This is a genomic window from Variovorax nivicola (assembly GCF_051216475.1).
GTDB lineage: Bacteria > Pseudomonadota > Gammaproteobacteria > Burkholderiales > Burkholderiaceae_C > Variovorax.
Genome location: NZ_JBPJZK010000001.1, coordinates 861,472 through 875,820 on the forward strand (window position 1 = coordinate 861,472; position 14,349 = coordinate 875,820).

At 66.8% G+C, this 14,349-nt stretch carries 12 protein-coding genes; 8 read left to right on the forward strand and 4 right to left on the reverse strand.

What is annotated here, in order from left to right:
• Positions 1-47 precede the first annotated feature (47 nt).
• Positions 48-2,993, forward strand: a complete 2,946-nt coding sequence (locus ACSFBF_RS04030) for an autotransporter outer membrane beta-barrel domain-containing protein (protein WP_435465038.1) — start codon at positions 48-50, stop codon at positions 2,991-2,993.
• Between the two features lie 10 nt (positions 2,994-3,003).
• Here the strand turns inward: ACSFBF_RS04030 and ACSFBF_RS04035 are convergent, their stop codons facing one another.
• Positions 3,004-3,201: a hypothetical protein gene (locus ACSFBF_RS04035; RefSeq protein WP_435465039.1), complete on the reverse strand. Its 198-nt coding sequence runs from the start codon at positions 3,199-3,201 to the stop codon at positions 3,004-3,006.
• A 106-nt stretch (positions 3,202-3,307) separates the two neighbouring features.
• Complete coding sequence (gene mgrA, locus ACSFBF_RS04040) at positions 3,308-4,348, reverse strand: L-glyceraldehyde 3-phosphate reductase (RefSeq protein ID WP_435465040.1); 1,041 nt, start codon at positions 4,346-4,348, stop codon at positions 3,308-3,310.
• A 215-nt stretch (positions 4,349-4,563) separates the two neighbouring features.
• Here mgrA and ACSFBF_RS04045 point away from each other — a divergent pair, with 215 nt between their 5' ends.
• The 5 genes from ACSFBF_RS04045 to ACSFBF_RS04065 are packed head-to-tail and all read left to right on the forward strand — an operon-like array spanning position 4,564 to position 8,640.
• The gene (locus ACSFBF_RS04045) at positions 4,564-5,628 is read left to right on the forward strand and encodes an ABC transporter substrate-binding protein (RefSeq protein ID WP_435465041.1); all 1,065 of its coding nucleotides are present in this window, start codon (positions 4,564-4,566) and stop codon (positions 5,626-5,628) included.
• Positions 5,629-5,638: 10 nt separating this feature from the next.
• On the forward strand, positions 5,639-6,448 hold the full coding sequence (locus ACSFBF_RS04050) for an ABC transporter ATP-binding protein (protein WP_435465042.1): 810 nt from the start codon (positions 5,639-5,641) through the stop codon (positions 6,446-6,448).
• Positions 6,445-7,275 carry an ABC transporter permease gene (locus ACSFBF_RS04055; RefSeq protein WP_435465043.1) on the forward strand — a complete coding sequence of 277 codons (831 nt, stop codon included), beginning with the start codon at positions 6,445-6,447 and terminating at the stop codon, positions 7,273-7,275. Before ACSFBF_RS04050 ends, ACSFBF_RS04055 begins: the two co-directional genes overlap by 4 nt.
• The gene (locus ACSFBF_RS04060) at positions 7,268-8,152 is read left to right on the forward strand and encodes a substrate-binding periplasmic protein (RefSeq protein ID WP_435465044.1); all 885 of its coding nucleotides are present in this window, start codon (positions 7,268-7,270) and stop codon (positions 8,150-8,152) included. Before ACSFBF_RS04055 ends, ACSFBF_RS04060 begins: the two co-directional genes overlap by 8 nt.
• A gap of 56 nt (positions 8,153-8,208) precedes the next feature.
• Positions 8,209-8,640 carry a GNAT family N-acetyltransferase gene (locus ACSFBF_RS04065; protein WP_435465045.1) on the forward strand — a complete coding sequence of 144 codons (432 nt, stop codon included), beginning with the start codon at positions 8,209-8,211 and terminating at the stop codon, positions 8,638-8,640.
• Between the two features lie 6 nt (positions 8,641-8,646).
• Here ACSFBF_RS04065 and ACSFBF_RS04070 read toward each other — a convergent pair whose 3' ends face one another.
• Positions 8,647-10,134 carry an MFS transporter gene (locus ACSFBF_RS04070; protein ID WP_435465046.1) on the reverse strand — a complete coding sequence of 496 codons (1,488 nt, stop codon included), beginning with the start codon at positions 10,132-10,134 and terminating at the stop codon, positions 8,647-8,649.
• 127 nt (positions 10,135-10,261) lie between these two features.
• Here ACSFBF_RS04070 and ACSFBF_RS04075 point away from each other — a divergent pair, with 127 nt between their 5' ends.
• Together ACSFBF_RS04075 and ACSFBF_RS04080 are read left to right on the forward strand one after the other, a co-directional pair.
• Positions 10,262-11,194 carry a LysR substrate-binding domain-containing protein gene (locus tag ACSFBF_RS04075; RefSeq protein ID WP_435465047.1) on the forward strand — a complete coding sequence of 311 codons (933 nt, stop codon included), beginning with the start codon at positions 10,262-10,264 and terminating at the stop codon, positions 11,192-11,194.
• Between the two features lie 124 nt (positions 11,195-11,318).
• Positions 11,319-13,067 carry a carboxylesterase family protein gene (locus ACSFBF_RS04080; RefSeq protein ID WP_435465048.1) on the forward strand — a complete coding sequence of 583 codons (1,749 nt, stop codon included), beginning with the start codon at positions 11,319-11,321 and terminating at the stop codon, positions 13,065-13,067.
• Positions 13,068-13,084: 17 nt separating this feature from the next.
• On the opposite strand, the gene ACSFBF_RS04085 is transcribed toward ACSFBF_RS04080, so the two are convergent.
• Positions 13,085-14,317, reverse strand: coding sequence for an SAM-dependent methyltransferase (locus tag ACSFBF_RS04085; protein WP_258355008.1), 1,233 nt, complete (start codon positions 14,315-14,317; stop codon positions 13,085-13,087).
• Positions 14,318-14,349 lie beyond the last annotated feature (32 nt).

A 14,349-nucleotide genomic window follows, 5' to 3' on the forward strand; every position in this document is an offset into this window, starting at 1 on the left:
ATCGACGAGGATGATGCAAGACGTTTCAATTCGTGACGGAATGTCAAATGAAATCGTGCACCAGCCGTGCGTCGCAGAAGCGCTTGCTCGCCCAACCCCAGAACGTGGCGCCTGCGTTTTGCAAAGGATCTGCCGCGGTCAACGTCCGTACGTTCCCTGCAACGACGATCGCGCTGGCGGTGGCGCTGTTTGCCGCAGCACCCGAGCGCGCGCGTGCTGCCAACGAGTGCGGAGCAGATGGAGCGGGGAACGACACCGTCACCTGCTCTGCCGCGAGCTATGCGACAGGGATTTCCTACGCCGGGTCCAACGGATTGACGATCAACCTCGCCAACCCGGGCATGGTGATTTCGGGCACGCAAGGCGTATCGCTTCAGTCGATTCTCGGCCCGGTGAACCCTGAACTCACCGTCAATGTGACCGATGTCCAGTCGATCACGGCTACGGGTTCGGCAGTGACGGTGAACAACAGCGCAACTGGCGGGCTCGCTTCCGTGAACATCGGCGCCGGAACGCTCACTTCGACTGGCACGGCCGCCACCGTATCAGCGAACGCGGGCGCCAGTTCCAGCAGAGGTGCCCAGGTGACGCTGACCGGCGGACAGGTCTTGAACACCGGGACAGGGAACGGGATCATCGCGTCGACGGCCGGCGTCAACGGAACAGGCAACGCGACCGTCGTGATAACTGGCGGCACGGTCCAGGCATCCGGTGCAGCCGTCAGGTCGCAGATCACGGGCCCCAACCACACTGGTACGGCAAGCATCACCATGAGTGGTGGTTCTGTTCTGTCCACGGGGCCGATCGGTTTGTGGGTGCAACAGAGCGGCAAAGGGTTGGCCCAGCTGCAGATGACCGGGGGCACGGTCACTGCCAGCGGGACCAACGGCGACGGCATCTTCGCTGCGAGCAGCGGCGGTACTTTCGCAGTGGATGTGTCTGGTGGCACCGTGACCGGGGGCGACAGCTTCGGCGCCGCGATCCACACTTCGGCTGCGGCCGGCGGTACTGTCAACATCGGCGCGGGCGCGGTCATCAATGCAGGCGCTTCCGGCGTCGCGATCAGGGACGGCGATGCCAACCGCGACGGCACCGACGAGACCGGCGGCAATGTCGCCATCACCACTGCTGGCCGCATCAACGGCTCGATCGTGCTCGGCACGGGCACCGACACGGTGACTGTCACCGGCGGCACGATCAACGGCAACATCACGGGCGATGGCGTCGACGCGCTGAACTTCAACCTCGGTGCGAACAGCTTCATCCACGGCGCGCCCTACACGATCAGCGGGATGGATTCCATCGTCATGAACTCGGGCAATGCGCAACTCAACGGCAGCGTTGCAGCGAACACCCTGAACGTCAAAGGCGGCACGCTCGTTCTCGGCGGCAGCGCAGCCATCGTGGGCATGACATCCGTCGAAGGCGGCACGCTCGCGGTCAACGGCACGCTCAACGGCAGCGTGAACGTGCTGGCCCTCGGGCGACTGCAGGGATCGGGCACGGTGGGCAGTACGACAGTCGCGGGCATCATCGCGCCCGGCAACTCGATCGGCACCCTCAGCATCAACGGCAACTTCGCCCAGTCCTCGGGCTCCACGTACCAGGTGGAGGTCGATCCCGCCTCCAGCGCCTCCGACCTTATCCGCGTGAGCGGCACCGCGAGCATCGGCAGCGGTTCGAACCTGCAGGTGGTGCGCACCGGCAGCGCTGCCTACGGCCTGGGCACCCGATATACCGTGCTGAGCGCGGATGGCGGCATCACCGGCACCTACAGCCTGACGGGCGACATCCAGAGCGCCTTCGTGCGCCTGGCCGACAGCTACGACGCGAACCACGTCTACCTGACCGCCGAGAAGGTGCGCGGCTTTGTCGAAGCGGGCGGCACGCCCAACCAGGTGGCGGTTGGCGCGGCGCTCGACACCATGCCCAACAACAACAGCCTTGTCACCGCGATGGCCTGGCTGCCCAACGACTTCGCGGCGCGCGACGCGCTGAACCAGTTGTCGGCGGACATCCATGCCTCCTCGAAGACTGCGGCGCTGGAAGACAGCCGGTTCGTGCGCGAGGCCGCCATCGACCGGCTGCGCAGCGCGGCGTGCGCGCCGGGCAGCGTGAAGCCGATGCCGATGCCGATGCCGCAACAGTCGCAGGCAGAGTGCACGCCCGAAGACAGCCAGGCACGCGCCGGCTGGGCCCAGGTGTTCGGCTCCTGGGGGCACATCGACAGCGACGGCAACGCGGCAAAGCTCAAGCGCGACATCGGCGGCTTCATGGCCGGCTTCGACACCGGCATTGGCGGCGGCTGGCGCGTCGGCGCGCTCGGCGGCTACAGCCGTGCAAGCGCGGACACCAGCTCGAACAACAGCAGCAGCAAGACCGACAGCTACCACCTCGGCATTTATGGCGGCACGCAGTGGGGAGCGACGGCACTGCGCCTTGGCGCCAGCCAGAGCTGGAACAAGAACGACACCAACCGCTCCGTCGCCTTCGCGGGCTTTGCCGGCAACATGGCCAGCAAGTACGACAGCACCACCTCGCAGGTGTTCGGCGAAGTCGGCCAGCGGATCGATCTGGGAAGCACCACTCTGGAGCCGTTCGCGGGCCTGGCCCATGTGCGGCTGCGCAGCGATGCGTTCCTCGAGCAAGGCGGTGCCGCCGCGCTGTACGGCTTCGGCGGCAGCATCGAGACCACCTTCTCCACCATTGGCCTGCGGGCCGGCATGCAGCTGAGCGACAGCACACGCCTGCGCGGCGTGCTGGGCTGGCGCCATGCGTTCGGCGACACAGCGCCGAAGAGCACGCTCGCATTCGCAGGCAGCCTGCCGTTCACGCTGGCTGGGGTGCCATTGGCGAAAAACGTCGCGGTGCTTGAAGCCGGCATGGAGACCCAACTTCGTCCGAACCTCTCGCTGAACGCCTCCTACTCTGGCCAGTTCGGCGACGGGCTCCAGGACCACGGGCTCAAGGTCAGCCTGAACTGGTCGTTCTGAACGGGCCGGCTCACCACGAGTGCGGCAGCAGGGTCAGCATCGCCGCCGCCTGCAGCCGCCGCAGCACCCTCAGCGGCACATAGCCGTGCGGCGCGCGGCGTGCCAGGGCATGCGGCGAACTCTGGGGAATGCGCCATGCCTTCGCCGTCAGGTCGAGCACATGGCGCGCCTGGGCGGCCGGAGAAACGTAGTGGGTGCGCAGTTGCATGGCAATGAATCGGGAAATGCTTTCTTTCGCCGATTCTGCTGAGCACCACCGCCTTTGCCAAAGACGGATTCCAAGTTTCCTGATGCGGTTCGTGAATCGCGGGCCCTCAGGCGAAATCGGTCGAAGGCTTCTCCCACAGATTGACGCCGCCTTCCACCGCGTACTTGTCGATCTCGGCCAGCTCCTCCGTGCTCAAGGGTGCATGCGACAGCGCCGCGACGTTGTCGACGATCTGCTCGGGCCGGCTCGCACCGATCAGCGCAGAGCTGACGCGCGGGTCGCGCAGCGTCCACGTCAGCGCGAGCTGAGCCAGCGTCTGGCCGCGGCGCTTGGCGATCTCGTTGAGCGCACGGGCACGCTCCACGTTGGCTTCGGACAGGTGCTCCTGCTTGAGCGAGCCGCCGCCGGGTCGGTTGATGCGCGCATCGGCCGGAATGCCCTTCAGATACTTGTCGGTCAGCAATCCCTGCGCGAGCGGCGTGAAGGCGATGACGCCGGCGCCCAGTTCATCGGTCGCGTTCAACAGGTCTTTCTCGATCCAGCGGTTGAACAGGTTGTAGGCCGGCTGATGAATCAGGAGCGGCACCTTCCACTCGCGTAGCAGCGCGGCGATCTCGCGCGTCTTGCCGGCCGAGTAAGACGAAATGCCGATGTACAGCGCCTTGCCCTGCTGCACGGCCTGGGCCAGCGCGGAGGCGGTTTCTTCCAGCGAGGTGTGCGGGTCGAAGCGGTGCGAATAGAAGATGTCGACGTAGTCCACGCCCAGGCGCTGCAGGCTCTGGTCGAGGCTCGCGAGCACGTATTTGCGCGAGCCGCCGCCCTGCCCGTACGGGCCCGGCCACATGTCCCAGCCGGCCTTGCTGGAGATGATGAGTTCGTCGCGGTATGACTTGAAGTCTTCGCGCAGCAGCCGGCCGAAGTTGGTTTCGGCGCTGCCGTACGGCGGGCCGTAGTTGTTGGCCAGGTCGAAGTGGTTGATGCCCAGGTCGAAGGCCGTGCGCAGCAGCTGGCGCTGCGTGGCGATGGAGGTGGTGTCCCCGAAGTTGTGCCAGAGCCCGAGCGAGATGGCGGGCAGCACGAGCCCGCTGCGCCCGACGCGGCGATAAGGAATGGCGTCGTAGCGCTTGGAGTCGGCGTGATAGGTCATGGGTGTGTCTTGTCTTGACGGTGGATGAAGAACGGGAAAAGAGCCGTCGAGGATGCCCCCGCAGATGCGGCGCGGCAAGCATTTCCACGCCGCTGTCGCGCTTATCCGTCGCCGCATATGCATAGGCGGTTTTCTTCGTTGGCGCGGCGCGAGGCGCTTTCTAGCATCGGCGCTCCGCCAACTCCCAGACCGCTCCCCTGCCGGAGCGCGCCGCCATGTCCATCGAAGCCACCTCCCTCCCTTCACGCCGCCTTGCGCTCAAGACCTTTGCCTCGCTGACCGCGGCCGGCGGCCTCGGCGGCTTGCTGCTGGCGGGCTGCTCGCGTGAAGAAGGCAAGACCGCATCGGCCGGCGGCGCACCGGCGGTGGTGAAGAAGACGGGCGAGAAGGTTGCCTTCAAGTACCCGAACAACCCTTCGTTCGACCTGATCTACCTGGCCGACGAGCTCGGCTACTTCGAGGGCACGAACACGCGCCCCGAGTACGTCGGCAAGATCGCCGCGCCGCAGATCATTCCGCTGGTGGGCACGGGCGAGATCGACTTCGGCAGCCGCATGGTGCCCCTGGTGATCTCGGCCATTGCCTCGGGCGCCGACCTCAAGGTGGTGGCAGCAGGCGGCAAGACGCTGCAGGAAGCGCCGCACATGAAGTACTTCGTTCGCAAGGACTCGGGCATCCGCGAACCGAAGGACCTCGAAGGCAAGACCATCGGCTTCAACAGCTTCGGCGCCTGCGCCGAATTCGTCACCAAGAAGTACCTGCGCCAGCATGGCGTGGACGTGAACAAGATCAACTTCGTCGTCATTCCCGACGAGCAGGCCGAGCAGACGCTGGTAACGCGCAACACCGACCTGGCGATCATCCACGCGCCCTTCTCCGGCCGCGCCGACAACGCCGACCAGCTCGTGCGGCTGTGGAGCGACTTCGACCTCGACGGCGGCCTCGGCGGCATGGCGCCCTACAGCGCGCACGGCCAGTTCATCCGCCAGCACCCCGAGGCGGTGCGCGACGTGGTCGTTGCGCTGGCCAAGGCCGGCAACTGGGTCAACGCCAACACCGAGGAAGCGCGCAAGCTGGTGGCCAAGCGCATCAACATGGATCTGAAGAACGTCGACCGCTATGCCTACGTCGACGACCTGGTGGTGACCGAGCCGCCGATCCAGTACTACATCGACATCCTGCAGTCCGAAGGCAAGCTCGCCGCCGGCAAGGTGGCGGTGAAGGACGTGTACACGAACGAGTTCAACCCCTTTGCCGCCAAGATCGCCGCGAAGACCTGAGCACGCGCCGATGACCATCAAGATCTCTGCCCGCGATGTGCGGATGGACTACGCGGCACGCGGTGCGAGCGAGCGCGTGCGCGTGCTCGAAGGCTTCGACCTCGACGTGCGCGAGGGCGAATTCCTCTCGGTGCTCGGCCCGTCGGGTTGCGGCAAGTCGACCTTTCTCGGCATCCTGGCGGGGCTGACCGAGCGCACCGGCGGGCGCATCGCCATCAACGGCCAGCCGCTCGCGGGCATCAACCGCAACCAGGGCGTGGTGTTCCAGGGCTACGCGCTGTTTCCGTGGCTCTCGGTGCTCGACAACATCGCGGTCGGGCTCGAGATACGCGGTATCGGCAAGGCCGAGCGCCGTCGCACCGCGCACGAATACCTCGAGCTGGTCGGCCTGCATGGCTTTGCGGACCGCTATCCGCACGAGATTTCGGGCGGCATGAAGCAGCGCGTCGCCATTGCGCGCTCGCTCGCCTACAAGCCCGACGTGCTGCTGATGGACGAACCCTTCGCCGCGCTCGATGCGCAGACGCGCGAGATTCTTCAGGGCGAGCTGCTGCGCATCTGGGAGCAGTACCGCAAGACCATCGTCTTCATCACGCACAGCCTGGAAGAAGCGGTGTACCTGTCGGACCGCGTGGCGGTGATGACGCAGCGGCCCGGCCGCATCAAGGACATCATCGACATCCCGCTCGCGCGCCCGCGCTCGGCGGAGCTTCGTCACTCGGCCGAGTTCGCCGCGCTGCGCCAGCGGGCGTGGGAGGTGCTGAAGGACGAAGTGCAGATCGGCCTGCGGCCCAGGTCGCTTGAAGGAGTCGTGTCATGAGCGCCGTGCTCGACGCGCCTGTAGCTCGCCAGCCGGGCAGCTTCTTCAGGAAGTTCGCTCGCGGCCTCGGCCGGGTGGCCGAACGCGGCATCGGCATCGTGATCTTCCTGGCGCTGTGGGAGGCCCTGCCGCGCCTGGGCACCGTGAGCGATGCCTACCTGAGCCCGCCTTCCGCCGTGATCGCGAGCATTGCCCAGCTCGTCGACACCGGCCAGCTCTGGAAGCACATGACGGCCAGCCTGCAGCGCTCGCTGTGGGGGCTGGTGCTTGCGAGCTTCTTCGGCGTGGTGCTGGGCCTGCTGATCGGCAGTTCAAGGCGGCTGGCGGCCATCGTCGATCCGGTGCTGCAGCTCTTTCGGCAGACTTCGGCCTTCGCGCTGTTCCCGGTGTTCATCCTGTTCCTGGGCATCGGCGAGTTGTCGAAGGTGGCGATCATCTTCTGGGCTTCGTTCTGGCCTGTGCTGCTGAGCACGGTGAGCGGTGTGAAGCAGGTCGACCGGCTGCTCGTGAACTCGGCGCTGTCGATGGGCGCGTCGCAGCGCTTCATCTTCTTCAAGGTGGTGCTGCCGGCTTCGCTGCCGTCGATCTTCACCGGCGTGCGGCTGGCGGGGGCGTACAGCATCACCGCGCTGGTGGCGGCCGAGATGATCGGCGCGCATTCGGGGCTGGGCTTTCTCACGCTGAATTCGCAGGAGACCTTCCAGATACCGACCATGTATGCGGGCATCCTGCTGCTGGCGGTGCTGGGGCTGGTGCTCAACTACCTGCTTGCGCTGCTTGAGCGGCGGTTGCTGCGCTGGCGAAGGGGGTTGAGCCTCGATGAGTGACGCGGCTTCCCCTGCGGCTTCGCGCCCTCGCCGGCTTGCACTGGCCGGCGCTTCGCTCGTCGCAGCCGCTGCGCTGGCCGGCCTGGGCGCATCGTGGGCTTCGGGTAGCCGCCTGAGCGCACTGCCCAAGGGGCCGGTGCTGGCCAAGGCCATCGAGCGTGGCACGCTGGTCGTCGGCGTGCGCCGCTATCCGCGCCCTGCGCCGCCCGAAGCACCCACGCCACCGGAGCCCGATGGCTTCGACGCCGCACTGGCGCGCGAACTGGCCCGCTCACTGGGCGTGACGCTGGAACTGGTAGGGCTGGACGCTGCCGCGCAAGATGCAGCGCTGCGCGAAGGCCGCGTCGATCTGCTGATCGCGGGAGTGCCGTCTGCCGCCGCGCCGAAAGGCATCGACGCGGCTCCCGGCAGCTACGACACCGGCAGCGGCCTCGTGGTCGCGCTGCGCAAGGGCCGCGTGCAGGATGCGGAGGCACTGCGCGGCGCACCGGTCTGCGTGGGCGAAGGCTCGGGCTATGCCGGTGCGGTGTCGCTGCGCTACGGGGCCGAGCCGCGCAGCTATCCGTCTTCCGTGCATGCCGTGTCGGCCTTCATGGCTGGCGAATGCGCGGCGCTGGCCGAAGACGCCGAAGTGCTGGAACGCCTGTTGAAGAACGACGAATGGCGTTTCTACAAGCCACTGGCAAGCGGCCTGCGCCCGCCGTCAGACGCCGCCATCCGCCTGCCACAGGGCGATGCCGCCTCGCGCGACTACCTGGCCGCCGCGTTGCGCCAATGGCGCGCGGACGGCACGCTGGCACAGGCACGCGGTGCGCGCGCAGGCAACCTGCAGTTCGAGATCACGCTGCTCAAGGATGGGTTCGTCTGTCATTCCTGAGTGGGTGGCGGTTCGGGGCCGGTACAGTTGCCCGGTCCTTGCCCAGCCCACACGCCATGACAAGCATCACCATTTCGACCCCCACGCCCGAAGAAGTCCGCTCTGGCGAGCTCGGCCTCAAGCTGCGCCACTACAACTACGGCTTCGTCGGCGAGTACCCCGAGCAGCAGTACATCCGCCTCGACGCACGGGACGAAAACGGGCGACTGCTCGGCGGACTTCGCAGCTTCGTGTTCCTGTACTGGCTCAACGTCGAAGTGCTCTTCGTCGAAGAAGACGCGCGAGGCGCGGGCCTCGGCAGCCGCCTGCTCGTCGAAGCCGAGCGGCAGGCCATTGCATTGGGCGCTAAGAACGCGAAGCTCGACACCTTCGAATGGCAGGCGCGGGCGTTCTACCTGAAGCACGGCTACGAGGAGTACGCCCGCATCGACGACTACTCGCCCGGCTTCTACCTGGCGTACATGAAGAAGTCTCTGCTGGGGCCCTGAAACCGGCTACTTCGGCGCGGCCTCGCCCGCTCCCACCGCATGACTCTCCAGCCCTTCCTTGGGCAGCAGCAACGCCAGCGCGATCACGCCCAGGCTCACGACGAGCATCGCCATGAAGGTGAGATGCAGCGAGCCGCCCAGCGCCAGCCTGATGCCCGCATCCCCCGCGACGGAGCCGTGCACGCCCTGCAGCAGCAGGCGCAGTTGGTCGTCGGTGAACATCATCGTGCCGTCCCCGCGCGTCAACCCGAAGTTGAAGACCGCACCGAAGAAGGCAGCGCCCAGCGCACTGCCGAGGTTGCGCGAAAACACATTCGATGCCGTGGCGACGCCGCGCTGCGAAAGCTCCACGCCCTCCTGGATCAGGATCAGCGAGCTCAGGCTCATCACGCCCATACCGAGGCCGATGATGAAAGAGCCCACGGCCGGCAACACCGGCGAGCTGCCGGCCCCCAGCAAGGCGAAGGTCGATGTGCCCACCGGAATCAGCGCCGCACCTGCCACCACCATGCGCCAAAGCCCGATGCGATGGAAGGTGCGCGAGGTCAGCGTGGCGCCAATGGGCCAGCCGAGCATCACCATCGTGAGCGTGAGGCCGGCCGTGACCGAAGAACGCTCGAGCACCACCTGCACGTACATCGGCAGGAAGGTCGTGATGCCGATCAGCACCATGCCGGCGAGCATGGCCGCGCCGTTCACGGTGGCGATCATCCGCGCGCCCCACAGGCGCAGCGATACCATAGGGTCGGCCACACGGCGCTCCTGTGCGATGAACAGCACGAGCGTGACGACGAACAACCCGGCCCACGCGAGCGCCACGCCCGAATTGCCAACGCCGAACTCGGTCAGCGCAATCATCAGCGCCGCGATGCCGATGGTGAACAGCACCGCACCCACCATGTCGATGGACGAGCGCCGCACCGTAGGCGCCTCGTGCAGAAAGAACCAGAAGCCTGCAGCCGCGGCCAGCCCGATGGGCACGTTGACCCAGAAGATCCAGGCCCACGACAGCTTCTGCACGATCAGCGCGCCGATCATCGGCCCCACCACCGCCGACACGGCCCACACGCTTGCGAGCCAGCCCTGCACCTTGCCGCGCTCGCGCACCGGATAGAGGTCGCCCACGATGGTGAGCGACACGGGCTGGATGGCGCCCGCGCCAATGCCCTGGATCAGACGGAAGCAGATCATGGCCGGCATCGACCACGAGAAGCCCGCCAGCACCGAGCCGATGACGAAGACGGCGATGCCCACGAACATGATGGGCTTGCGGCCGTACAGGTCGGAGAGCTTGCCGAACACCACCGTCATCGCGGTCTGCGCGAGTAGGAAGGAGGCGAACACCCAGCTGTAGAGATGCAGGCCGCCCAGCTCCGAGGCGATCTGCGGCATCACGGTGGAGACGATGGTGGCTTCGATGGCCACCATCGCCATGGAGGCCATGATGGAGGCGATGACCAGCGGGCGGTTTGTTGTTCTATTGGGAGAGGTCATGAGCCGTGCATGCTATAGACGGCATGAGCCCCTGTCCTCAGCTCAAGCTCTCGGCGCCGTTCGTTGGCTACAGTCCGGTGCTGCCGGCCGGCGTCATCCAGACGCCCGGCGCTTCAGAAAGCTGCGAATGGATGAACTCAACGGCGTCGTCGACGACCTGATCGCGCTCGTGCTGGTGGTGGAAGCCGGCGGGTTCAACGCCGCGAGCACGCGCCACAACATTCCCGTGTCCCGGTTGAGCCGCCGCATCGCGGGCCTCGAAAAGCGCCTGGGCGTGAGCCTGCTGGTGCGCAGCTCCCGGCGCTTCAAGGTGACGGAGATCGGCGAACGCCTGTACCAGCACGGCCTGGCGATTCGCGCCGAAACCCGCAACGCGCTCGCCGTGGCGCAGGACACGCTCAACGAGCCGTCGGGCCATTTGCGGGTGTCGTGCCCCGTTGCCATGGCCACGGGCTTGGTCGGGCGGCTGTGCGTGGAGTTCGTCAAGCGGCATCCGAAGGTGACGCTGACGCTGGACTCCACCGACGGGCGCCCCTCCCCTTGGAGCGAGGCCGCCGACCTGCTGATTCGCCCGATCATCGACACGCTGCCCGATTCGAGCATGGTGTCGCGCAAGCTCGGCGATTTTCCGTACCTGCTTGCAGCCGCGCCGGCGCTGTTCGAATCGCTGGGCGAGCCGGCCACGCCGCAAGCGCTTGCCGCGCTGGACGACTGCCCCGCCATCGGCTGGACCTTCGGCCCGCATCCCTCGCGCTGGCTGCTGCGCGGGCCCGGCGATGCCGAGGTCGAGCTGAATGTGCATCCACGTTTCACCAGCGACAGCCTGCTGCAGATCCACCAGGCGGCGCTCGCGGGCATCGGCATTGCGCGGCTGCCGCTCAGCCTGTGCGCCAAAGACCTGGAACAGGGTCGCCTGCGCGTGGTGGCGCCGGGGTGGGCACCGCCGACCATCTCGATCCACGCGCTGTATCCCTCGCGCCGCGACCTCACGCTGGCGGGGCGGCAGTTTCTTGCGATGCTGGTGGAGGCCACCGAGCCCTATTCGAAAACGGTGCGGTAGCGTCGTTCGAAACTGCATATTCAGAAAGCTGCGTTTCATTCGCCCGGGTGTCATCGCACGGTCATCGCTCCTAGCATCGGCCGCAAGTCGGGTCCGCTGTGGAACCGGCCACCCGAGGACGACGATGGCGCATCACGAGAAGAAGAGTTCTTTCCCTGTCTCTATCTGGCCCGAAGGCCGGCGGCAGTTCATCCAGGCGGCCGGCGCGTTGATCGCGCTGCCGCTGGCCGGTTGCGGCGGCGGAGGCGGTGGCGGCTTCTCGACACCTTTTGCCGGCAATGGCACAGGCACCGGACAACAGGCCGCCGCGCCGGTCGCCGACACCACCTCGGGGCGGTTCAAGGGACAAGTCAGCGGCAGCGTTGCGTCGTACCTCGGCATTCCATATGCCCAGCCGCCCGTCGCCGCGCTGCGCTTTCAGTCGCCGAAGCCGTTCAAGCCCGCGTCCGACGTGGTGAATGCCGACAAGTTCGGCGCTGCCAGCCTGCAGACGCTGCCGCCGTACGTCACATGGATTTATCCCGTGCCGGCGCAGCAGAGCGAAGACTGCCTGACGGTCAACGTGTGGGCACCCGCGAATGCCGCCGACGCCGCCAAGGCGCCGGTGATCGTGTGGCTGCACGGCGGCGCCTGGCGCACCGGCGCCACCAGCATGCCGCTGATGAACGGCGCAGCACTCGCGGCACTCGGCGTGGTGGTGGTCACGGTCAACTTCCGGCTGGGCGCGCTGGGCGGCCTTTCGCACCCGGACCTTGTCGATGCCGACACCGGCAGCGTCGCCAACTGGCAGTTGCAAGACCAGATGGCCGCGCTGCAATGGGTGCACCAGAACGCCGCCGCTTTCGGGGGCGACCCGGACAACATCTGCCTGATGGGGCAATCGGCCGGTGGCACCAGCGCGGCGGTCATTGCGCAGAACCCCGCCTCCCGGAAGTTCCTTCGCAAAGTCGTGCTGCTGAGCCCGGGCAGCAACGCGGCGCCGAACAACTTCAGCCTGAAGGACGCGGCGGCGTACACCGAGCTGCTGGCCGCCCGCCTGAACACCACGCCGCGGGGCCTGCGCGACGTGCCGGCCGCCACGCTCCATGCGGCGGAGATAGCGCTCAACGCGCAGCCGTTGCCAGCCACCATCACGACCGGACGCAGTTCGAAGTTCGTTCCGGTCGTGGATGCGCAGTTCTGCCTCGCGGACTGGACGCGCGCCGCATGGCCGGCCAACCTGCCAGTGATCATCACGACCACGCTGACCGAAGGCAGCTTCTTCGTCGACCTGATCGACCCCGCCACCGGCAAGGCGCTGACGGCGCCTCTGCCGCAGAACGACACGCAACTGCTGGCATACATCACATCGCTGACCAATTCGGCCACGGCAAGCAGCCAGGTGCTCGCAAACTACCGCCAGGCCGCGGCCGATGAGGGACGGCCGACGGGCGCCGGCGACCTGTTGGTGGAGATCTATGGCGACTACGCCATTCGCGTCCATTCGGTGCACTACGCCGGCAGGCTCGCCAGCGAAGGCAAGGACGTGCGCTTCGGCACCTATGCGCACGCCCTCAAGGCACCGGGACACGGCGTGCCGCACTGCGCCGACCTGCCATTGCTCTTCGGCACCTACGGGCTGGACTACTACAAGGACAAGGTCGGCAACGGCGCCGCGGAAGCGCAGCTGTCGGCGAGCATGGCAGCGGCGCTGGTGTCTTTCGCGCGCGAGCCGCAGGCCACGGCATTCGGCGCCGGCACTGCGTGGCCGCGCTACACAGGCCCCTTGGCGAATGCGGTGCGCATGGGCGAAGGCGTCAGCGGAAGCGTGGTCGTCGGCACGGTGCCCAAGCTGGCGCAACTCGCCATCTGGGACGGTCTTCTGGGCTACTGAAGCGGCTTCACCGTCAGTCAGCCGGCGTTCAACGCCGAAGTGCCGTCGTAGATATAGCGGCGCGACCACGGCAGCGTCTTCGCCGACCTCCCCGCCTTGCGCCCGACGATCTGGTAGATGGCCACGTCGTCGTTCTCAAAGGCATAGGCACAGCCCGCGAGGTAGATGCGCCAGATGCGGAACTTCTCCTCGTCGACGAAGGCGTGCGCCTTCTCGCTGTTGGCTTCGTAGGCGTCGCTCCAGCAGCGCAGCGTTTGCGCGTAGTGGCGGCGCAGGTTTTCAACGTCGAATGCTTCGAGTCCGCCCTGCTGCATGGCCTGCAGCGCCAGGCTGATGTGCGGCAGTTCGCCGTTGGGAAACACGTAGCGGTCGATGAAGTCGCCGCCGCCGTAAGACACACCGCCGCCCTCGGGGTCGGACGAGGTAATGCCGTGGTTCATCACCACGCCGTCGTCGGCCAGCAGCTCTTGCACGCGCTTGAAGTACGCGGGCAGGTTCTTTCGGCCCACGTGCTCGAACATGCCGACGCTGGTGATGCGGTCGAACTGGCCGGTCACGTCGCGGTAGTCCTGCAGGCGGATCTCGATGCGGTCTTGCAGGCCGGCGGCCTTCACGCGTTCGGTCGCCAGGTCGAACTGGTTCTGCGACAGCGTCACGCCCACGCAGCGCGCGCCGAACTTCTGCGCCGCGCGGATCACCAGCGCGCCCCAGCCGCAGCCGATGTCGAGCAGGGTCTGGCCCGGCTTCAGCTCGATCTTGGTGAGGATGTGGTCGATCTTCTTCAGCTGCGCGGTGGCGAGGTCTTCGTCGCCGTTCTCGAAGTAGGCGCACGAATAGACCATGTTCGGGTCGAGCCACAGCCGGTAGAAATCGTTGGAGACGTCGTAGTGGTACTCGATGGACTTCTTGTCCGACGACTTGGTGTGCGCGAAGTAGCGCGCCATGTGCCGCAGCGCCCCACCGGGCTTGTCCATCGATGTCTTGGCGAGGCCGTAGGCGATGTCGATGACGTCGCTGAGCTTGCCTTCGATGTCGATCTTGCTCTTGACGTAGGCCTCGCCCAGGTTGTCGAGCGTGGGCTGCAGCATCAGCGACAGCGCCGCGGGCGACTTCACGTGCAGCGTGACCGAAGGCCCGCTGAAGGTGCCGAAGTCATACGACTGGCCGTCCCACAAGGTGAGCCGCGCAGGCAGGTTGGCGCGTGCGCGAACGGCGGCGCTCCACTGCGCCAGCTTCTTTTCCCAAAGCATGCATTTCTCCGTGTTGTTTGGTTCTCCCGATC